The 21,773-nt window shown below is 67.2% G+C and carries 12 protein-coding genes; 6 read left to right on the forward strand and 6 right to left on the reverse strand.

What is annotated here, in order from left to right; all coding sequences use genetic code 11:
* Nucleotides 1-31: 31 nt before the first annotated feature.
* From QZM72_RS33125 to QZM72_RS33145, 5 genes are all read right to left on the reverse strand, one after another.
* Nucleotides 32-4,693: a condensation domain-containing protein gene (locus QZM72_RS33125; RefSeq protein ID WP_301740212.1), complete on the reverse strand. Its 4,662-nt coding sequence runs from the start codon at nucleotides 4,691-4,693 to the stop codon at nucleotides 32-34.
* Nucleotides 4,690-10,305 carry a type I polyketide synthase gene (locus QZM72_RS33130; protein ID WP_301740213.1) on the reverse strand — a complete coding sequence of 1,872 codons (5,616 nt, stop codon included), beginning with the start codon at nucleotides 10,303-10,305 and terminating at the stop codon, nucleotides 4,690-4,692. The genes QZM72_RS33125 and QZM72_RS33130 overlap by 4 nt, the downstream gene beginning before the upstream one ends.
* 46 nt (nucleotides 10,306-10,351) lie before the next feature.
* Nucleotides 10,352-12,610: an AMP-binding protein gene (locus QZM72_RS33135; protein ID WP_301740214.1), complete on the reverse strand. Its 2,259-nt coding sequence runs from the start codon at nucleotides 12,608-12,610 to the stop codon at nucleotides 10,352-10,354.
* A gap of 67 nt (nucleotides 12,611-12,677) precedes the next feature.
* Nucleotides 12,678-14,186: an AMP-binding protein gene (locus QZM72_RS33140; RefSeq protein ID WP_301740215.1), complete on the reverse strand. Its 1,509-nt coding sequence runs from the start codon at nucleotides 14,184-14,186 to the stop codon at nucleotides 12,678-12,680.
* 13 nt (nucleotides 14,187-14,199) lie between these two features.
* Nucleotides 14,200-14,946: a TenA family transcriptional regulator gene (locus tag QZM72_RS33145; protein ID WP_301740216.1), complete on the reverse strand. Its 747-nt coding sequence runs from the start codon at nucleotides 14,944-14,946 to the stop codon at nucleotides 14,200-14,202.
* Between the two features lie 173 nt (nucleotides 14,947-15,119).
* Here QZM72_RS33145 and QZM72_RS33150 point away from each other — a divergent pair, with 173 nt between their 5' ends.
* The 6 genes from QZM72_RS33150 to QZM72_RS33175 all read left to right on the forward strand — a co-directional run bounded on the left by QZM72_RS33150 (nucleotide 15,120) and on the right by QZM72_RS33175 (nucleotide 21,352).
* Nucleotides 15,120-15,386, forward strand: a complete 267-nt coding sequence (locus QZM72_RS33150) for an acyl carrier protein (RefSeq protein WP_089470967.1) — start codon at nucleotides 15,120-15,122, stop codon at nucleotides 15,384-15,386.
* A gap of 10 nt (nucleotides 15,387-15,396) precedes the next feature.
* Nucleotides 15,397-17,244, forward strand: coding sequence for a hypothetical protein (locus tag QZM72_RS33155; protein ID WP_301740217.1), 1,848 nt, complete (start codon nucleotides 15,397-15,399; stop codon nucleotides 17,242-17,244).
* A gap of 159 nt (nucleotides 17,245-17,403) precedes the next feature.
* Nucleotides 17,404-18,429: a PLP-dependent cysteine synthase family protein gene (locus tag QZM72_RS33160; RefSeq protein ID WP_301740218.1), complete on the forward strand. Its 1,026-nt coding sequence runs from the start codon at nucleotides 17,404-17,406 to the stop codon at nucleotides 18,427-18,429.
* A 13-nt stretch (nucleotides 18,430-18,442) separates the two neighbouring features.
* A complete protein-coding gene (locus tag QZM72_RS33165; protein ID WP_089470965.1) occupies nucleotides 18,443-19,108 on the forward strand; it encodes a GNAT family N-acetyltransferase in 666 nt (221 codons plus the stop codon).
* On the forward strand, nucleotides 19,105-20,067 hold the full coding sequence (locus QZM72_RS33170) for an amidohydrolase family protein (RefSeq protein ID WP_301740219.1): 963 nt from the start codon (nucleotides 19,105-19,107) through the stop codon (nucleotides 20,065-20,067). Before QZM72_RS33165 ends, QZM72_RS33170 begins: the two co-directional genes overlap by 4 nt.
* Nucleotides 20,068-20,080: 13 nt before the next feature.
* Entirely contained in the window at nucleotides 20,081-21,352 is a 1,272-nt protein-coding gene (locus QZM72_RS33175) for a cytochrome-c peroxidase (RefSeq protein ID WP_256979790.1), read from the forward strand.
* A gap of 19 nt (nucleotides 21,353-21,371) precedes the next feature.
* On the opposite strand, the gene QZM72_RS33180 is transcribed toward QZM72_RS33175, so the two are convergent.
* A complete protein-coding gene (locus QZM72_RS33180) occupies nucleotides 21,372-21,764 on the reverse strand; it encodes a RidA family protein (RefSeq protein ID WP_089470962.1) in 393 nt (130 codons plus the stop codon).
* Nucleotides 21,765-21,773 lie beyond the last annotated feature (9 nt).

A 21,773-nucleotide genomic window follows, 5' to 3' on the forward strand; every position in this document is an offset into this window, starting at 1 on the left:
GACGAACGCGCGGTATCGCGCGCCGCCGCGTTCAGCGCTCGAGTGCGTCGATTTCTTCCAGCAGCGCGTCGAGCGCGTCCTGGTCGACATCGAGTTGAGGAACGTCGTCGGGTGTCAGACCGCCCACCCCGTCGGCGCTGCAATGGCGAATCAGCATCGTCAACGCCTCTTCGACGCGGCACATCAGGCAGCCGATGCTTTCGTCGACGCCCGGCACCCCGAAGAAGCTCGACTCGACGGTCAGCCTGCCGCGCGACACGTATGCGACGACGTCCAGCAGGTGCGTGCGCCGCTGGCGCGGGCTGCGGATGCCCGGCGCCGGTTCGGGCGGCCCGCCGTACAGCGGCGACGACGGCCCCGACAATTGCTCCAGTTGACCGAGATAGGTAAACAGGATCGGTGCGCGCGGAAACGACGTCAGCGCATCGGCGCCGGCCTGCGGCTTCGTGTCGAGATAGCGCAGCACGCCATAGCTCGCGCCCTTTCGCGGCACCTCGCGCAGTCGGGCCTTGACCGACTTGACGAGCGCCGACGGATCCGACGCGTTAGCCGGCGTGTCGATCAACACCGGATAGATCGACGTGAACCAGCCGACCGTGCGGCTCAGGTCGATCGCGTCGCCGAGCGCGTCCCGGCCATGCCCCTCGACGTCCACCAGCAACGCGTCGCTGCCGCTCCATGCGTGGAACCCCGCGTGCAATGCGGCGATGAGCAGATCGTTTGCATCGGTGCCATAGGCACGCGGCGCCGTGGTTCGAAACGCGTGCGTCAGATCCGCATCGAGCGTGATCGCGCAACTGAGCGACGATTCCTGATAAGCATGCTGAACGATCGAGGTCAGCCCGTGACGCATCAGCGCCACCCGCTTCGGCCCGCCCAGCACATCGCGCACCTGTGCGTTCACGTTGCGCCAGTAGAGGCGATCGTCGTCGAGCGCGTCGCCCTGCGCCAGCGCAAGCCACTGGTCGACCCAAGCCTTCACGGAACTCGTCTTCAACGGCAACGCCGCGGCCGTGCGGGCACGCAATCGCAGATAACAATCGGCCAGGTCTTGCAGCAGGATGCTCCACGACACGCCGTCGATCGCCATGTGATGGACGACGATCAACAGCCGGCTGCTCGACACGCTCGTGCTCTCGAGCCACCTGACCGCGATGAGCCGGCCGCCCTCGAGGTCGAGGCTGCTCTGCGCGGCGTCGATCGCGCCGCGCCACATGCGTTCGCAATGCCGGCCGGCCGAGTCGATACACGGGACGATCGCAAAATCGACGGCGTCGGCGTCGCCGGCGAACACGTGCCGCATTCCGTCGCCGTACGCGACGAACCGGGAACGCAACACGTCGTGATGGCGCATGACGACGCGAATCGCCTCGGCCATGACGTTCGCGTCGGGCGTCTCGCCGAGCGGAACGAGCAGCGCCTGGTTGAAGTGCGAACGGTCGACGTCGACGCGCTCGACGAACCATTGCGCCGCCGGACCGAGCACGGTCTCGCCCTGCACCGGCCCCTGATCGACATCGAGGCCCGGCGTCTCGCGCACCACCGTCGACAGGCTCGCCACGGTCGTATGCAGGAAGATGTCCTGCGGCTTCAAATACATGCCGTCGAGCGCGGCCCGCGACACGATGACCGCGGCCAGAATCGAGTCGCCGCCCAGTTCGAAGAAATCCTGATCGACGCCGACGGACGGCTGGCCGAGGACATCGGCCCAGATCGCGGCAAGTTTGCGTTCGGTGTCGGTCGACGCGCCACGGTCGGCCCGCTCGCTTGCGCGAGGCAGCGGAAGCCCGCCTGCGTCGAGTGCGCCGCCCGCGTCGAGCGGCAGCCGGTCGAGCACCATGATCGCGTCGGGGTGCATCGAGTCCGGCAGCGCATGCTTCAATGCCGAACGAACCGCGTGTTCGAGTGCATGCGCATCCGCGCGGCCATCGTCCGCGACGAGATAGGCGACCAGCATTTCCTGCGTGTCCCGAACGACGCACGCACAGGCGACGGCGGCCACGCCGGGAATCGCGGAGATGGCCTGCTCGACCGTGCCGATCTCGATCGGCACGGGCCGGTGAAGCGCGACCCGCGACGAAGGATCGGCGCACAGCAGGTCGCCGCCACGGCGGACGACCGACACGCCGGTGGGTATCAGCGTCGTGTCCGGGCGCGCGGTTTCGAGCGGCGCCCCCGCACCCGATGCGCGGATCGACGCGCCGTCGAAGAAATGCAGTTTTCCGGCCTGACGATCGTCGGCGAAACTTCCGGACGATCCGAGCGCGAACGCAACGCGCCCCGGATACGACGGCGCCAGCAATTGCCAGCCGTCCGGCCCGGCCGCGAACGCACACAGCGCCGAACCGGTGTCCGAGTGCTGCACCGGAACGAAGTACGCCGCTGCGGCTATCCGGTTGGCGGCGGCGAACGACTTCAACGGTTGCGGATGCTCGCCGTACGCGACGAGCGCGCGTGCCCGCCCCATGCCGGCGACATCGGCACGTTGCAACAGAAGCGACGGCACGAGGAGCGACGGGCCGTCCGCGAGCAACCGGTCGAGCGCCGCGTACGCGCTGTTCGCGATCGCCGGGTCGCCGGAAGCGAGCGCACCGATGGCGGCCTGCCCGGACAGTCGAGCCGTGCCGCCAACGAGTACGACCTGGGCCAGCGCCGCTGCCGACAGCCCGTCATGCGCGCCGTGCGGAACGAGCGTCGTTACGTTGGCGTCGAGATGAAGCAATTGACCGACATAGTCGAGCAGCGGCTCGACCGCCGACGCGTTGCCTGCGGCAACGCCGTCGGCACGCGCGGCGGCCTCGCGCGCATGCACCACTTCGATCGCGTCGATCTCCCAGCCGGACCACCCGTTGCTACGACCGCGGCACACTGCGTCGGCCGTGTCGTCCGACACCGTATAGCATGCGCCCACGGCACGGATCGCGAGCAACGCGACCGCGCGCTCGGCGACACTTTGCAGTCGGAGTTCGACACGTTTTCCGGCACCGATTCCGAGGGCATCCAGTTGCGCACGGACGGCACGAATCGCATCGCGGACCTCGCCGTCGCTGATCGCGCGATGGTCGAATTGCCAGACCACGCGCGAGGCATCCTGCGGCATCTCGGATTCGACATGGGACGTGCGACGCACGAATGCGTCGGCCGCGGCAATGCGGTTTCGCGCATCGTCGCTCGGTGCGGTCGCGAGCGTGTAATGGTGCAGAGAACGGCTGGTGTCAGCCACCACCTGCTCGACGAGATGCGCATACTGGCTCGCGAATCGCTCGATCGTTCCGTCGTCGAACAGATCCGTATTGAACGTCCAGGCGGTCAGATATTCGTCGCCGAGATCCTGTACGTTGAGCGTCAGGTCGTGTGTCGCGCCGCGCGTACCGGTGCTCGATGCGGCGAGACGCTCACGATAGAACGGCACGCCATCCCCGCCTTCGGCGGCGAAATCGCCGCGAGCCTGGTTCCAGTTGTACATCACCTGGTAGATCGGCGACCGGCTCGGATCGCGCGCCGGACGCAGTGCATCGACCAGCAACGGAAACGGATAATCCTGGTGATCGAGCACGCGCAGCATCATCTCGCGCGTGCGCCGCAGCAAATCGTCGAATGTGTCGTCCGGTCGGACTTCGCACGCGAGCACGACCGTGTTCACGAAATGGCCGACCACGCTCTCGCTGCCGGGCGCATTGCGCCCGGAAGTCGGTGCACCGATCATCAAGCGCGCCTGCCCGGTATGAAGGTGAAGATGCAATTGATAGACCGCGAGCAGCAGCATGTACGGGGTCACGCGCAGCAACCTGGCCGTGTCGCGCACCCGATGCGATAGGGTCGCGCCGAGCGACCGGTCGTACACGCGGCCATGCTCGGTTTTGCGCGGCGGGCGCAACCGGTCGGTCGCCAGGCTCAGTGCCGGAAACCCGTGTGCCAGCTCGCGCCGCCAGAACGCCGCGAGATGCTCGCCGTCCGCGCCGTCGAGCCGGGCGCGCTCGTGTTCGACGCAATCCTTGTACTGCACCGGCAGAGGCGGCAACTTCAGCGGTTCGCCCGCGCGGGCAAGACGGTAGAGCGTGCGAAGCTCGTTGAGCAGGATCTCGAGCGACCAGAAATCGGCGGCGATGTGGTGGACGTTCAACAGCAGCACCACGCGAATCGCGTCGGCGCCGTCGTGCTCGTTCAGCAGCAGCTTGAGCCGGATCGGCGATTGCGTCAGGTCGAACGGGCGATTCGACTCTTCGTCGATCCACCGGCGGATGGCGGCTTCGTCGGCCGCGAACACGCGATCGACCGAGAACCGGGCGCGCGCTTGCGACCCGACCTGCTGGCGCGGCTCGCCATCGATCACGCGGTACGCGGTGCGCAGGATCGGGTGGCGTGCGATCAGATAGTCGACGCAGCGACGCAGCACGGACAGGTCGACGTCGTCGTCGATGCGCGTCGCGTACGTCACGTTGTACGCCGCACTGTCGGGATTGAGCTGATGCAGCGACCAGAGCGATTTCTGCGCGAACGAGAGCGGGTAGGTGCCCGCCGTTCCCACGAATTGCTCGAGCAGCGCGATGAGTGTCGCCTTGTGGGTCTTCAGCTCGTCGACGAGCGAAGGTGTCACCGCGCCCTTCGGCGCCTTGTATTGCAACTTGCCGTCCTGGGCCCAGAGCTCGATGCCGCGCCCCGCCAGTTCGTTGATGAATTCGATCGAGCTCACAGCTCTCCTCCTTCCATTTCGACGCCGAACGTCGCTTCTCCCGACACCAGGTCGATCCGGTCCGCGGCGCGCGACGGCGGTGTTCCGTCGAGGGTCCGCGACTCGCCGCGGTCGAGCGTCGCCATGATCGTGCGCACGACGTCGTCGAGCGTCGCGCCTTCGAGCAATCGCCCGAACGGAACATCGACGCCCAGCTCGCTACGCAATGCATTGCGGAATTCCGCGGCCATCAGCGAATCGAGCCCGAGCTCGATCAGCGGGATATCCGGCGCGATGCGCTCGCTCGACGTATGCAGGGTCGCGGCGATTGCGTCGGTGAGATGTTCGCGCAGCAATTGCATGCGCTCGCCGTCCGGCAACCCCGCGATGCGCTCGCGCAAGCCAGGGCCGGTACCGGCCGGGCGATGCGCCGGCGGCGCCGGCGGCACGAGTTCCGACAACAGTGCGCCCATCGCCCGGCTCGGGCTGCGCTTGATCAGCGTATCGACGTCCACGTTCCAGATCTGCGTCTGCCCGTCCGGTTCGGCGGCCAGCGTGTCGAACACGCGCAGTGCGACGTCCGGCTCGATCGGCTTGAGACCGAACGATGCGATGCGGCGCAGTTGCCGCGCGTCGAGCTGATCGACCATCCCGTTGCCGCCCCACAGGCCCCAGTTCATTGTGTGCCCGGGCAGGCCGTCCTGGTGGCGCAAGGCCGTCAGCGCGTCCACGTAGGCGTTCGCGGCGGCATAGGCGCATTGCCCCGGGGAGCCGACGCAGGCCACGATCGACGAAAACGACACGAAGTGCCGCAGCGGCAGATGCGCGGTCGCACGATGCAGATTCAACGTTCCGGCGACCTTCGGCGCGAGCACCTTCACTACGTCGGTCATCGGCTGGGTCGCGAGCAGGCCGTCGTCAAGCGTGCCCGCCGCATGCAGGACGCCCACGAGCGGATGCGCGGAATCCGCCTCGAGCGCATGGACGAGCGCGTCGACGTCGGCGGCCGACGCGACGTCGGCCGCCACGAATTCGACGATCGTGCCATGCGCATCGGCGATCGATGCAAGCCGCGCGCGTTCGCTGTCGGCCGGCACCTGGCGGCTGGCGGACACGATCTTCGGCACGCCTTTCCGGATCAGTTGCTCGATCACCCGCGTGCCGATTGCACCGCGCCCGCCCGTCACCAGATAGGCGCCGTGCGCAAGCGGTTGCGCCGCGCCGGCGTCGCGTGCGACGAGCCGCGGGACGTATACGGTGTCGCCATGCGACACGAACTGCGTCTCGCCGGTCGCCGCGGCGCCCGCCAGTGCGGTCAGCGCGCTCGCGCAAGACACCGCATCCGGTGACGGCAGATCAACCACACACACCGGAATGTCGCCGCTCTCGTGCATGAGGCTGCGGGCGACGCCCCAGGCGGCCGCCTGAAACGGCGACACGCGCACGTCGATGCCGGGCACGCGCTGCGCCGCCTGGGTCACGATGCAGACGGTCGGCGTGCCCTGCGGCCAGCGGGCCGACTGCACTTCGCGCCAGATGTTCGCGAAGTGCCGGTAAGCTGCGCCGACCGCGGCGAGTTCGTCTTCGGATCCCGCATCGTCCATCGACGGCCACACGTAGAGCAGCACGGTCGGTCGTGCATTCGGGCCGGCGAGTGCGTCGTCGTCGAGCGCGGCACGAATGCGCCGGGCACCTGCATCGTCGTCGAACCGGTCGTCCACCGGCAGCGCCGCGATGGCACACGCGTTGCCAGCGTCTTCACATGCGCGCGCCAGCATCGCGTCCAGCGCGGAACCGCTGCCGATCAGCACGAAGTTCGCGTGCGCGTCGTCCCCTTCATGTTCGGCCGCCGCAAACGGCCGCCAGACGAGCGTATTCAGCGCGACAGGCTCCGCAGTCCGCTGAAATCGGCGCGGATCGACGGCCATCAGCCGCAATCCGGAGACGACGGCGACGCAGTTGCCCGCGTCGTCGTACAACCAGAGATCCGCGGTGGCAAGGCTGCGCTTCACCCGCGCACGCACCGCGCACCACACCGCCCGCACGCCGGGCATCGGCATGCAAGCGATCCGCTCGATGCCGATCGGCACGAAGGCGGTGTTCAGTTCCGCATCCCATAGCGCGCCCGCGACGGTCTGAAACGCGTTGTCGAGCAGCGCCGGATGAACGATGCGGACGAGGTCGTCCGTGCCGTCCGGCTCCATTTCGATTCGGGCCAGCGCCACGTCGCCGTCCCGCGACAGCGCGCGAATCGAGCGAAATGCGCCGCCATATTCGAGGCCGGTGGCCTGCAAGCGCGCGTAGAAACCGTCGACAGGCAACGCGTCGCCGCATTGCGCGCGCCATGCGTCAAGTGCCGGCACGTCGGTAACGCCGTGCGTCGTCCCGATCTGCGCGGCGCATTGCAACGTCCATTCGGGTTCCGAAGCGGCCGTGTCGTGACAGGCGTGAATGTCGATCCGCGCGCCTGCTTCGCCCGGATGCGGAGTATCACCTGCGTGCACGACCGTGCCGAACGTCACCGCGTGGCCGGGCTCCAGCGTGAGCGCGTTATCGAACGACACGTCACGCGCGACCAGCCAGCGGCCGGCCATCGGTTCGGCATCGCCGCCATCGCGCCGCGATCCGGCGTCGAGCAGCGCCTCGACGAACCCTGCCGCCGGGAAAACGAGTTGCCCGTGCACGCGGTGTCCGCCCAGAAACGGCAGATGCCGATCGGATACCTCGCTCTCGTAGCGAAGGTGGTCCGATGCCGGAATCGCGAGACGCCGGCCCAGCACGCCGCGACCGGCGGTCCGCCGCGCGCCGGCCGCGCTCGTCAGCACGTTCGCCCGCTGCGCCGGCTCCCGCGCATTCACCCAGTAGCGGTGTGCCTCGAGCGGATACGGCGGCAGCACGCCGCGGCGCACGGCTTGCCGCATCGGCGCACCGGTTCGGGAGCGCTCGTATGCATGCCAGTCGACACGCCGGCCACACATATAGACATGTGCCAACGCACGCAACAACTGCTCGGTCTCGCGCCCGTCATGGTTCATCGACGGCAGCGCCACCACGTTGCCACGATCCGCCCGCTCCGCCGCGCATGCGGTGACGAGGCTCGAAAGCGTCTTGCCAGGCCCGATCTCGACGACCGTCGTCACCTTGTCGTCGAGCAGGGTGTCGACACCCGCACGGAAGGCCACCGTGGCCCGCACGTGCTCGACCCAGTACGCGGGATCGCACAGGCGTTCGCCCTCGAACCGACCCGTCACGTTGGACACGATCGGAATCGCAGGCGCGCGATACCGCACGGTCGCGGCGACGGCGCCGAATTCGGCGAGCATCGGCTCCATCAGCGGCGAATGGAATGCGTGCGATACCGCCAGCGCCTTCGTCGCGATGCCGCGCGACGCGAACAGTTGCTCGATCGACTCGATCGCGTCCGGGTCGCCGGACACCAGCACGCTCTCCGGTGCGTTGTCCGCCGCGATGGCGACCCGTCCGGGGTAGTCGCGCACGGCATCGGCCACCTGACGCACGCTCGCGAACACGGCGAGCGCACGGCCCGGCGCGGTGAGCGTATCCATCAAACGCCCACGCGCCGTCACGAGGCGGCAGCCGTCCTCGATCGAGAACACGCCGGCGATGCACGCAGCCGCGTACTCGCCGATGCTGTGGCCCATCACGACATCGGGCACGACGCCCCAGTGCATCCACAAGCGCGCGAGCGCGACCTCGAGCGCGAACATCGCCGGTTGCGTGTAACGCGTTTCGTTTATCCGGTCCTGATGGTCGCCCCACAGCACGTCGACGAGCGACAGTTCCCCTTGCGCCCCGATATGGCTGTCGCATGCGTCGAATACATCGCGAAACGGCGCGAAATCCCGATAGAGCTGTCGAGCCATTCCGGCGCGCTGCGCGCCCTGTCCGGTAAACAGGAACGCAAGCCGATCGCGAACGCCGCCGGGCTGCCCGCTCCGGACCGTTAGGGCCCGCGCCGCGTCCGACAGCGCATCGAGCAGCGTGTCGCGAGCATCCGCGACGATCGCCACGCGATGGCGATGGCTGTCGCGCGCGAGACGCAGCGCGCGGGCGACCGCGTCGGGCGCCAGCGACGCGTCTGCCCGCACGTGCGCCGCGCAGTCTTCGATCGCCTGCTTCAACATCGGCGCCGTGTGGGCGGACAACGGCCAGATGTCGTGACGCGCGTGACCGGCCAGCGCGACGTCCGCGTCGGGTTCCGCCGCGCGCGCCTCCTGCCATGCCTCGACGATCAGGTGTGCGTTCGTGCCGCTCATGCCGAACGAGCTGATCGCCGCCACGCGCCGGCCCGGTCGGGACGACGGCCACGCCGCATGCTCGGTCGGCACGCGAATGCCGTTCGCATGCCAGTCGACGTGCGTGGTCGGCGTATCGAAATGCAGGTGCCGCGGCAGTTCGCCCTTCTGCAGCGCGCACACGACCTTCATCAGCCCGGCGACCGCGGCGGCCGATTCGAGGTGCCCGATATTCGTCTTGATGCTGCCGACGTACAGGTCGCCGGTGCGATTCGTGTCGCGGCAGTACACGTCCTCGAGCGCGCGCAGCTCGATCGGATCGCCGAGCGGCGTACCGGTGCCGTGCGCCTCGACGTAGTCGACGTCGGCCGGCGACACGCCGGCGTGCTCGAGCGCTTCGCGGATCACGTCGCGTTGCGCGCGGCCGTTCGGCGCCGTCATCCCGTTGCTGCGCCCGTCGTGATTGACGGCGGAGCCGCGGATCACCGCCCGGATCGGCCTGCCCTGCGCCCGCGCATCGGACAGCCGCATCAGCGCGACGACGCCGCAGCCTTCCCCGCGCACGTAGCCGTCGGCGGCCGCGTCGAACGTCCGGCAGCGGCCGCTCGGCGACAGCGCCTGAAGCTCGCTCAGCGCGATCGTCATCTCCGGCGACAGCATCAGGTTGACACCGCCCGCGAATGCGACATCGGACTCGCGGGTACGCAGGCTATGGCAAGCCAAATGGACGGCGACGAGCGACGACGAGCACGCGGTGTCGAGATGCAACGCCGGGCCATGAAATCCGAACAGGTAGGAAATGCGTCCGGCCGCGAAGGGCCGCGCGGTACCGAGCGAGGTCTGCGCATAACTGAGCGTGTCGGCTGCTACGCCTTCGCTGACGCGCGCGTAGTCGTCGACCGACGAACCGACGAACACGCCGGTTCGGTACGACGCGATCGTTTCTCGCGAAAAGCCGGCGTCTTCGAGTGCTCGCCACGTGCATTCGAGCAGCAGCCGCTGCTGCGGATCGATGTGCGGCGCCTCGCGCTCCGACACGCCGAAGAATCCCGCATCGAAACGATCGACGTCGTCGATGAACCCGCCATGCCGGCTGTAGCTGGTATCGCGCCGGCCCGGCCGCGGATCGTAGATCGCATCGGTCCATCGGTCGGCCGGCACGGGGCCGACGGCGTCGGCCCCGTCCGCGAGCATCGACCAGAGCGCGTCGGCGGAATCCGCGCCGCCGGGCAGCCGGCAGCCCATGCCGACGATGGCGATCGGTTCGTTCATCGCGCTGCGCGCGTCGGCCAGTTCGCGTTGCAGCGCGTCGATCTTCAGCAACGCTTGCTTCACGGGGGTAAGGGGCGCGGCGGGCGCGCGGTTGGACTCGGTCATGTGTACCACTCCAGACGTTCGCGGAACGAGACTGCCGGGGATCGGCTCAGCGCTGCAGCGCTTTCAGCAGCAGCGCTTCGGCCTGCGCGTCGGAGAGCGCCGCAAGCTGATCCCGGGTAGGCGGCGCGTCGGCGCCGACGATCGGCGCGGGATGCGCGTGCGCGGCGGCCGACGCGGGCGCGTCGCTCGATCGCAACGCATCGGCCGCGCCCTGCATCCGCGCCAGGTGCGCCGCAAGCTGCTCGACGTTCGAACAGTCCCACAGCACGGCGGCGTCGAACGTCAGCCCGATCGTGTGCTGCACCTTCAACGAAAACTGAAGCGCGCTCATCGAGTCGAAACCCATCTCGACCCACGCGGCCGTGCGCGACACCTGCGTCTCGGCGATCTTGAGCCGCTCGGCGACGATCCGTACGATCCGGTCCGCGATCTCGCGCTCGATCAGCATCGGTTCGGAACGGGTCTCCACCTCGGCGACAGCCGGCGCCACCGCACCGTCCCGTGCAGCGCCCGCCTCCATCGCGTAGGCGCCGTCGGTCCAGCTGGCGACGGCGCGCAGTTCGCCTTGCAGATACGCACGACGGCACAGCGCGCGCGCGATCTTGCCGCTGGAAGTCTTTTCGATGGTCGCCGGCTCGACCAGCACGATCGCGTGCGGCGTGACCCCGAAGTCCTCGCCGATCGCGACCACCATCGCGCGCAGCGTGGCGTCGAGGTCCAGCGTCCGGCGCGCGGTGCGACCGACTTCCTGGATGATCACGAGCTTCTCTTCTCCGTCCGCCTGCACCGATACGGCGGCGCCGCATCCGCGACGCAACGCCGGCACGGCGTCCTGCACGCATGCTTCGATATCCTGCGGATACAGGTTGCGTCCGCGAACGATCAGCATGTCCTTCACGCGGCCGGTCACGTACAGGCGGCCGTCGACGCGCGCGCCCAGATCGCCCGTGCGCAGGAACGGACGTGCGTCGGGCTCGTCATCGAAATGCGCGCCGAACGTCGACCGTGTCGCTTCGGGGTTGCCGTAGTAGCCGACGCCGATCGCGCCGCCGCGCACCCAGATTTCGCCGACACCGTTCGGGTCGGCGACCGGGCGACCATCGGGGCCCGCGATCCGGATCTCGGTGCCGGGCGCCGTGCCGCCGCACGACACGAGACTTTTCGCGTTCGCGGCGCCCGGCTGAACCGGTTCAACGATGCCGGCGGCGAGCTTCACGTTATCGACGTCCAGGTAATGGGCGCCTTCGCCGTAAGGGACACCCGACACGATCAGCGTCGCCTCGGCCATCCCGTAGCACGGATAGAACGCCCCCGGGGCGAAGCCGTGCGGGCATGCGGCGTCGATGAACTCGGTGACGGTCTGACGATGAATCGGCTCCGCGCCGCAGAACGCGACACGCCAGCTGGACAGATCGAGCCGGCCTCCGTCATCGCTTCCGTCGAGCGCGGCAGCGGCAAGCGCATACGCAAAATTCGGGCCGCCGGACGTCGTCGCACGGTGTGCGGAAATCGCGCGCAACCATCGGCCCGGCTGCTGGACGAACGCAACGGGCGACATCAGCACCACCGACAGCCCGATCGACGCCAGTTGCAACGGCATCGACAGCCCCATGTCGTGATACAGCGGCAGCCACGACAGCATGCGGGTGTCGCGATCGTGCCGCATCAGCAGCGCGATCGACCGTTGGTTGTCGATGATGTTGCCGTGCGTGATCATCACGCCCTTCGGCGTGCCCGTCGATCCCGACGTGTATTGAAGGAACGCAAGATCGTCCGGCGCCGGCATGCGCGGCAACGCCGACGTGTCCCGCGCCCCGGCGTCGACGAGCGCTTCGTACGTGACGAGCGTGCAGCCGGTGAACAGCTGCTGCGTCGCGCGCAGGGTCTCGATGGTATCGATCGAGGTCGCCGGCGCCACGATCAGCGTGGCGCCGCAATTGTCGGCAATCGCGTGCAGCTTCGCCCATTGCGCGACCTTGCGGACCTGCTGCGGATGATAGGCCGGCACGGCCACGCGCCCCGATGCCAGACATCCGTAGAACGTGCAGACGAACTCGGCGCTCGTCGGCAACAGCAGCAGCACGCGAGCGCCCGGCCCGGTCAATTGCGCGAGTCCGCGCGCCACGCGCATCATGCCGGCATGCAGATCCCCGAACGTGCTCTCGCTTTCGATCGCTTCGCCGTCGCGCAGGATGGTCAGCGCGACACGGTCGGGGTCCCGCTCGGTGTGATGGGCGAGCGTCTCGATGATGGAGGTCGGTTCGACTTCCATCTGAAACACGTTCGGATTCGGATGCGTCGTCATGGTGTATCCAGAATGAGGTCTGTGCGAGCCGCCGCGCGAAGGCGGCGGCTTGCGCACGGGGGTGATCTCATGCGTCTCGCAGGAACGCGTCCGCGATCGCGCGGCGATTGAGCTTGAGGTTGCGCGTGCGCAATCCGCCTTCGACGTCGAATGCGCGGTCGGTGAAAATCACCTTCACCAGTTGCCGTTGTGCCGGCAGCGTGCCGTTGACCGCACGGACGAGTGCGCGCAGCGCGTCGGTGACTTCCAGATCGTCCGGCCGGCGCGTCGCGATGACGACGCCGAGCCCCGCTTGCGGGCCCGCCATCACCACGGCCACGTCGACACGCGGATCGCGATACAGCAGCGCCTCGATCGGCTCGGGATGGAATTTCTCGCCGTTGCTCGTGACGATCGCGTCCTTCTTGCGCCCGACGACGCGCAGAAAGCCGTCGCGGTCGAATTCGGCGATGTCGCCCGTCGCGACCGCATTCGGCGCGATGAATGTCGCGCGAGTGTCTTCTTCCGGCGCATCGAAGTAGCCGAGCGACAGCAGCGCGTTCCGTGTGACGACGACTTCACCGTCCTCCAGCAACGAGACGCTGCCCGGCTCCGCCGGCTGGCCGACCGTACCGACACGCACGTGCCCGGGCTTGTTCCACGCAACCATGCCGGCCTCGGTGATCCCGAACGCCTCGTACAGCGCGATCCCGCAATCCCAGAAGAAATCGAGCGCCGCGCGCTTGATCGGCGCCATCCCGGTGACCATGTAGCGGATGTTGCCGCCGGTCAGCGCGCTCAGTCGCTCGGCGAGCGTCGACGGGTCGCTGCCCGGCCCGGCAGCCGCGCGCGCCAGCGTATGCAGCGTCTCGTACAGCACCGGCGGGGCGATCACGAACGTCGGACGGTGCCGTTTGAGACCCGGAAAGAGTCCGTGGAACGGCACCGACACGAGATCGATCCCGTGATACAGGCAGAAGTAGTACGTCATCCGTTGCTGATAGTTCGCGAACGGCAAGAACGTCAGGAACCGGTCGCCCGGCGCGACGCCGAATGCGTCGCCATACAGGCCGAGCAAGTGCGCGGTGCCGCGGCGGCTCATCACGAGCCCTTTGGTCCTGCCCGTCGTGCCGGAACTGAACACCAGGGAATGGGTATCGGGCGCATGCTCGACCCGCACCGGCTCGATACGCGTGTGCGAATCGCCGCGGCTGGCGGGATCGATATCCACGACGCGCCCGGCGATCGCGCCGGCGGTATCGAGCCATCGTGCGTCCACGGCCAGCACGCTCAGCCGGTAGCGCTCGATCAACGCGTCGCACGTGTCGATCAGGCCATCGTTCGGAAACGCGACCGATACGCAGCCGAGCTCGATGCATGCCAGATCCCACACCATCCACGGATACCCGTTCGGCGCCGCGATGCCGACGCGCGCCCCGGGTACGAGGCCGATCGCCTTGCCGCGCTCGACCGTGGCAAGCACGTCTTCGAACAGTTCGTGGAAGGTCCGGACGGTTTCGGCCCCCTTGTCGTCGACAAAGGTCAGCGTATGACTGCTGTCGCGCAAGCGCGCGACGAGATCGTCGAAGGTCATCATCGGCGTCGTCCCGTCACGCGTGCGCGACGCCCTCGACGGATGCGTAATACTTCTGCGCGGCGCTTTCATACATGTTCCAGAACAGCTTGCACGTGTGACGCACCGCGAACAGCGCTTCCTGTTGCATCTCCACGGTCGTGCACAGGTCGGTCACGAGCGAGATGCCCTCGGCGACGTGCGCGACGTCCTCTTTCTGGTGAACCGAAAAGAATCGCGTGTCTTCCTCGGTGAGCCCGTAGCACTTCGCCAGAATGGAGTGGCGCGCGTCGCCCGCGCGGGTTTCCAGGCTCTGCCCTTCGCTCGCGATCATCACCGCGGCGGCGCCGATATGATAGGTGCCCTCGCCCTTGCAGTTCTCGAGGCGATAGTCGATCAACTCGCGCGTGGCCGCGGACGGCGTCCATGCATCGCGCTCCTCGTCGCTGATGTTTTGCGCGCGAATGAAGTCTTCCATGAGCTCGACATGGTTCTTCGTTTTCGAGAAGCGCCCGGTTTCCTCTTCGAACAGGTTGTACAGCAGCCGGCGCTTGTGGTCGGGAAACGGGCAGCGGAAATACAGGTTCTCGATGTACTCGAGAAAGTACCGGGTGATCTGGTATCCCTCGAGCGAGATGATCTTCAGCAAGCGCCAGTTTTTCCGAGGCGTGAACAACTCCGCGAAGATCGGGTGATCGAGCGTGAGCTGCTCGTCCAGTGTTTCGCGCAGCGCGCGGGAAAACGTCGCTTTGTCCATCAGCACGGCTTCTTTGGTGAGGGTCATGATCGTTCCCTGTCGGTGAGGTAACCGGCAATGTAATGGCGGCTTTCAAGACTGAAACCTGTCCGTTCGGGCGAGTGTTTCCCCGTCCGCGCCAACCCTGTACGTCAGTGCAGGTAGGCAGTGCGGTGCCTTGACGCTATAAAGCGGAACCCCTACGGCACTTGGAGAATCCGATGGACGACCACGCGAACGTGTTCGCTACGCTTACCGAACTGATTCCGCAAATTGCTGCGCTCGATATTGCGCCGGACATGCTGACGCGGGAAACGTCGCTGACGTCGGATCTGATGCTCGATTCGATCTCGCTGCTGTCGCTGATGGCGCTGACCGAGGATCGGCTCGGCATCAGTTTCGCCTCGCACACGGAGCAGGTCGCGAACCTCGAAACCATCGGCGATGCGGTCGATCTGGTGGACATGCTGTTGTCCGTGAAAGCGTAACGAGATGACGATGAACGATCATCCGCTCGACGCATGCAGGATGTCGTCGGCCGGCGGCGACCGTGTCTTCCTGCTGGATGCCGGCGACCTCGACGCGCTGCGCGCGGCGGCCGAGGCCGGCGACACGACTACGGCACTCGGCGCGTACCCGCGCATCGCCCGGCTTCGCGACGCATTGAACGCGCCCGATTCCGGGCGGCTCGCCGTCGTCGTCGACGATCCCGAGATGCGTCGCACACGCGAATTCGCGTCCTTGCCCCGCCTCCTGTCGGCCGCGCTCGACGTTGCGTCCGCATCCGTTGCGAACGCATGCATCGTCGTGCTCGGCGACGCGCTCGCGGACGGCACGGCGGCCATCGGCGAAGCCGGGACGCGCTGGCCGGCGTCGCTCGACACGCTCGCCGACGCGGTCGCCGAAACCGTGTTCGAGGTACGCCGCCGCGCCGACACGTACTTCGAGCAGGAACCGCTGGCGTTGCCCGCCGAAACGGCCGGCACGGCTCGCCTGCTGACGGCCGAAGCGGTGCTGGCCTGGCTTGCGACGGAAGCGTCGCCCGGCCTGCACGTCGTGCACGGCGACCGGCGTATTGCGTGGCGCGAACTCGCTGAAAGCGTCGCGCAAACGGTGCCCATTCCGACGCGAAGCGATGCCCACCAGGCCGGCGCCGACGCCATCCTCGCGCTGCTCGAAACGAATCTGAAGCATGCCGAGCACATGCTGGGATACGCGGATCACACGCCCGTGCCGCCGACCGACATCCGTTCTCACCGGCTGCGCTGCGACGGCTTCGACTGGCGAGCCCGGATCGCGTCACGCGTCGCCGCTCACGCGGCCCGGCACGAACGGCGCGACGCGCCCCGGTTTGTCGACCTGCCGTCCGCGCGCCGGATCACGACCGGCAGCGGGCATGAGTATCTCACTGCCGGGCGCGGCCCGCGGGCCATGTTGCTCATCAACGCATTCGGCATCCCGCACGACGTGTGGCACGACTTCGCGGCCGGATTGGCACCGGATTTCTCCCTCTACCTGGCGGACGACGCAAGCGATACGCCAGCCGATGGAGAACTGACCCGCGCCTACTATTCGAGCCCCGATGCGCCGGACCGCTACGCGCGAAGCGTGGCTGAATTGCTGGACGTCGAGGGCATCGACGCGATTCACGTCGCGAGCTGGTGCGGAGGCGCCCGATACGCGCTGGCGCTGGCTCGCGCACTGCCTGGCCGCATCGCGTCGATGAGCCTGATCGCTCCGTCGTTTGCCGGCGCGCAGGACTACGACGGCGCCGACAGCGCGTACGAAAACAATCTCAACACGATGTGCTCGCTCGTCGCGCGCATGCCGAAGGCCGCGGACAGCATGGCCAAATCGATGATCGGGCTGCTGGAGAAGCGGACACGAAGCGACGCACCCGAGGGCGGCCACGCATCGATGTTCGCGCTACCCGATTCGGCGACTCGCCACTGGCTGCACGCACCGTTCGTGTCGCCGGCGAACATGATCGAATACAGCCGGCAATTGCTGAATTTCCGCGCCCATCGGATCGAAGCCGAACGCGACGGATCGATCGCCGGCATCCCCGCGCTGCTCGTGACCGGCGAATACGACGAAATGACCTGCGCGATACGTGCGCGAGCCATTACGTCGGCCCAGCTTCGCCCGATCCAGGTCGAGCTCCAGGCCGGCAGTCATCACATGGTTCACCAGAATGCGGCGCTGCTCGCGCAACTCGTCGGCACCTTCGTCGGCGCTCGGGCGCTGACACCCGACGCACTGCCGCATCCGAGGCTGCGTGTCCTCCGGGCGGCCGACCGTGGCGAGATGGAAACGGAGATGGAGATGGAGTCGGGCGAACTGTGACGCACGCGCCTTCCGATGCCCGTTCGGACAGTTACAGGCCCCGGGCATCGATCACTAAAGTCGCACTGTGAAGCAAGCCGGATCACACGCGGCCGGTCGCGTCGTACAACTCGCAAACGACGCACAAGCCAACGCCAACCCGCTGGTCGGAGATGTCGAATGTACGCAAACAGCCTTGTCGAACTGATCGGCGATACGCCGCTGCTGTATCTGAAAAGCCTGTCGAATGAACACAGGCGAATCCGCGTGTATGGAAAGCTCGAGTGCTACAACCCCGGCAACAGCGTGAAGGACCGGAGCGCGCTGCAGTTGCTCCGCCAGGCCGAGCGCGACCATGGCCTCAAGCCGGGCTGGTCGATCGTCGAATCGACGTCGGGCAACATGGGGCACGCACTCGCGATGCTGTGCGCCACGCGCGGCTATCGCTTCATTTGCGTGCTCGATCCGAAGACACCGAAGACGAATGCGAATCTCGTGCGCGCATTCGGTGGAGAGGTCGAGATGGTCGAACACCCCGACGAGACGGGCAGCTATCAGCGCAAGCGCATTGCGGTCGCGAAAGCGATTGCCGCGAGCGTGCCGAATTGCGTGAACCTCGATCAATACAACAATCCGGCCGCGATCGACGCCCACTATTACTCCACCGGGCCCGAAATCGTCGCCCAGCTCGCCGATCGGCTCGACGCCGTGATCGTGTCCGCCAGCACCGGCAGCCATCTGAGCGGCATCGCACGCTACGTGAAGGAGCGCGACCCGGCCACCCGCGTGATCGGTGTCGAGCCCGACGGCTCGGTCGTGTTCGGCGGCACCTACCGGCCGCATCTGCAGAACGGCGCGGGGCTCAGTTTTCAGCCCGGCAACATCCTGATTCACCTCGTCGACGAAACGATGCGCATCGTCGATCGCGATGCATTCGTCGGCTGCCGCCGCCTCGCGCTCGACGAAGGGTTGCTGCTCGGCGGTTCGTCCGGCGCCATCGCGCAGGCCGCACGCCGCTACGTCGCCACCTTGCAAGGCCCGGCCAACATCGTGCTCGTGCTGCCCGACAGCGGCACCAAGTATCTCGACACGATCTACGACGATCAGTGGCTGGTCGATCATGGCCTCCAGGCCGTGCTCGACGACCTGTGCACCATCGCGCCCCCGCCACGCGCCGAAAGCGCCGTGGCCCTCGAAACCACGTGATCCAGGGACACTCATGAACGACTCCATCCGTACCTTGCTTGCCGACGGCGCGCAGTATCCGATCGTGTTGCCGAAGGCCAACGTCACGCACGTCACCTATCGCTGGACGAACGCCGTCGACGATACCTTGGGCGCGCAGATCGTCGAACTGATGCGGCGCACGAGCGAAAGCGCGCCGATCATCGGCTTCGCCGAAACGATCACGGACGCGGAAGCGAACCGCTATCTCGAGGAACTGCGCTCGAATCTCGCCGCGGAAAAGGTGCGCCTGCTGACGATCTTCGCGAACACCGGGCAATTGATCGGCCTGTGCACGTTGCGCCGCAACCTGAACCCGAACAATCGCCATATCACCGACCTCGCGAAAGGCATGATCCACGACGCCTGTCGCGGCGGTGGCGTGCTGCCCGCCGCGTTCGTCGAGATTGCGCTGCAATGCGATCGGGACAATGTCGAACTGTTGACGCTCGACGTGCGGGACGGCACGCCCGCTCACCGCGTATGGGAACACTACGGTTTTCAGACGTGGGGCACGTTGCCGGACTACGCCCGCGCGAACGGGAAGATGCATGCCGGCCACTTCATGATGCAGCGCGTGGCGGACCTCAAGGAACGTGCGCTCGGCATGCTCTCGGGTCGCGACGCCGAACGCACCGCCCCCGCCAAAGCATCGGTATGAGCCACGCCATCTACGACGGGCCGATCATCGACTCGCACTGCCACATCGCGTCGACGCGCTTCATCCCCACCGCGTTCCTCGAGGGATTCTGCGCCAACGTTCATGTCCGGCTCGTCGCCAACGGCGTACGGAAATCGCGATCGGAACTGCTCGATACCTATCTCGCGCAAAGCCAGGACCACTTCGGCGATGCACTCGTGGCCGACATGACGTCGGCCGGGATCGAGCAGGCCGTGGTGTTGCTGCCCGATTTCACGTACGTGATGAAAAGCGATCTCACGATCGCCGAGATGTATGCCGAGCATCATGCGATTCTGCAGCGTCACGGCGAGCGCTTTCACGTTTTCGGCGGCATGGATCCGCGTTGGGGCGCGGACGGTGTCGCGTTGTTCGAGAAAGGCGTGGTCGAGTACGGCTTTTCCGGATTGAAACTCTATCCGCCGTGCGGTTACAGCCCGAGCGACAAGCGCCTGTACCCGCTGTACGAAATCTGTCGCGCCCACCGGTTGCCGGTTCTTCTGCACGTGGGGCCGACCAGCCCGGCGCTCGAGTTTGCGTACTCGCACCCGGATCTGCTCGACCGCGCGGCGTTCGATTTTCCCGACGTGAACTTCATCCTCGCGCACGGCGCCGTCCATCACGTCGACGCTTGCGCGCGACAGTGCGCGTATCGACCCAACGTGTATCTCGACGTCAGCGCATTTCTCGGCTCGCAGCATCCGGGGGGGTGGCCGGTCGCCCTCGCGGAGCTGTTCCGCATGAACATCAATCACAAGATTCTGTTCGGCACCGACTGGCCGGTCTTTCGCAATTCGGGCGGCCACCGCAAGGTCATGGAGCAGTTCCTCGCCGCCGATGGCCCGCTCGCGGCCGTCGCGCCGGTGCAACGCAAGTGGTTGATGTCGGGCAATACGCGCGCGCTGCTGCCGGCATCGCGCACGATCGATGCGATCGCGTGAGTCCGGCCGTCGCGTGCGACGGCCGTCCCGCACGCACTACGGGCTCACGGCCGCGTCGATGATCGGTGCCCTGCTCGTCTGGACCGCATGGCCGGGGCATCGGGCCGACGCGATGGCGGAAACCGCCGACGCGCCGGACCACTGGCGCGCCGACGAACGCGCACAGCTCGAATCGATGCGCCTGCCCGCGAACGTCGTCGCCAAAGTCGACCCGTCGAATCGCGTGGCCGCATCCCCACGGGCGGCCCAGCTCGGCAAGCAATTGTTCTCGGATCCTCGGTTCAGCCGAAACGGCGCGATCGCCTGCGCAAGCTGTCACACCCCCGATCGCCAGTTCGAAGACGGGCGACCGCTGGCGATCGGCCTGGGCATCGGCGCGCGTCGCACGATGCCCGTCGTCGGCACGACCGATGCGCCGTGGCTGTTCTGGGACGGCCGCAAGGATAGCGTGTGGTCGCAGGCGATCGGGCCGATCGAGGATCACAACGAACACGGCGGCACCCGGCTGCGCGCCGCCCATGTGCTTGCCGAGCACTACCGCGACGCTTACGAGCCGCTGTTCGGACCGTTGCCCGACCTGCGCGCGCTGCCCCGTGACGGGGGCCCGCTCGGCACGGACGCGGAGAAAGCTGCCTGGCAAGGACTCGACGAACGCACCCGCACCGACGTGTCGCGCGTGTTCGCGAATCTCGGCAAGGCGATCGCGGCGTACGAAGCGACGCTTCAATATGGGCCTTCACGCTTCGATACCTATGTCGACGGCGTCCGGGCCGGCGATCCGGTCAAGCTCGCCGCGCTGACGCCGACCGAAAAAGCGGGCCTTCGCCTGTTCGTGAACAAAGGCCAATGCATGACCTGCCACACCGGACCCATGCTGAGCGACCGGCAGTTCCACAACATCGGCGTACCGCCGCGTAGCGGAACGGCTGCCGATCCCGGTCGCGCGGCGGCGGTCGCCAAGGTGTTGCACGACGAATTCAACTGCATGGGGCCGTTCAGCGACGCGAAGCCCGAGCAGTGCGAGGAACTGCAGTTCATCTCGACCGACGATCCCCAAATGCTCGGCGCGTTCAAGACGCCGAGCCTGCGCAACGTCGCGCTGCGGCCGCCGTACATGCACGCGGGTCAATTCGCGTCGCTGGACGCCGTGATGCGCCACTACGCGGACGCGCCCGCGGCCGCGATCGGGCATAGCGAACTGAAAAGGATCGCGTTGTCGGACGAAGAGCAACGGCAACTCGTCGCGCTGCTCGGCGCGTTTTCCGGCCCCATCGTCGAGCGCTGATCGTCCGCGCCGTCGTGCGTCAGCGCGACGCGTCGCGAACGGCGACGCCCATCACCTTGACCTGGCCGCCGAACGGCAACGCAGCGGCCTGATAGACGGTTCGCGCAGGCCGGCGATCCTCAGGAAACAGATCGGCATACACGTCGTTCACCTCCGCGAGCGCACCGATGTCGGAGAACGCGATGTCGACGAACACGAGATCCCGCGGGCTGAATCCCGCCGCCTCGATCGCACGGAACAGGTTCGCGAACGCGCGACGCGCTTCTTCGGCCGGCGTGCCGGGCACATAGCGGCCGTCGACGTCCAGCGAAAGCTGGCCGCTGAGATAGCAGGTATCGTTCGCGACCACCGCATGGCTGATCGGCGACGGCCACTGCGGCAATTCATGGCCCGACGTTACATAGTGTTTCATGCAGTTCTT

The sequence above is a fragment of the Burkholderia sp. AU45388 genome, assembly GCF_030481585.1.
In the GTDB taxonomy this organism is placed as follows: Bacteria; Pseudomonadota; Gammaproteobacteria; order Burkholderiales; family Burkholderiaceae; genus Burkholderia; species Burkholderia sola.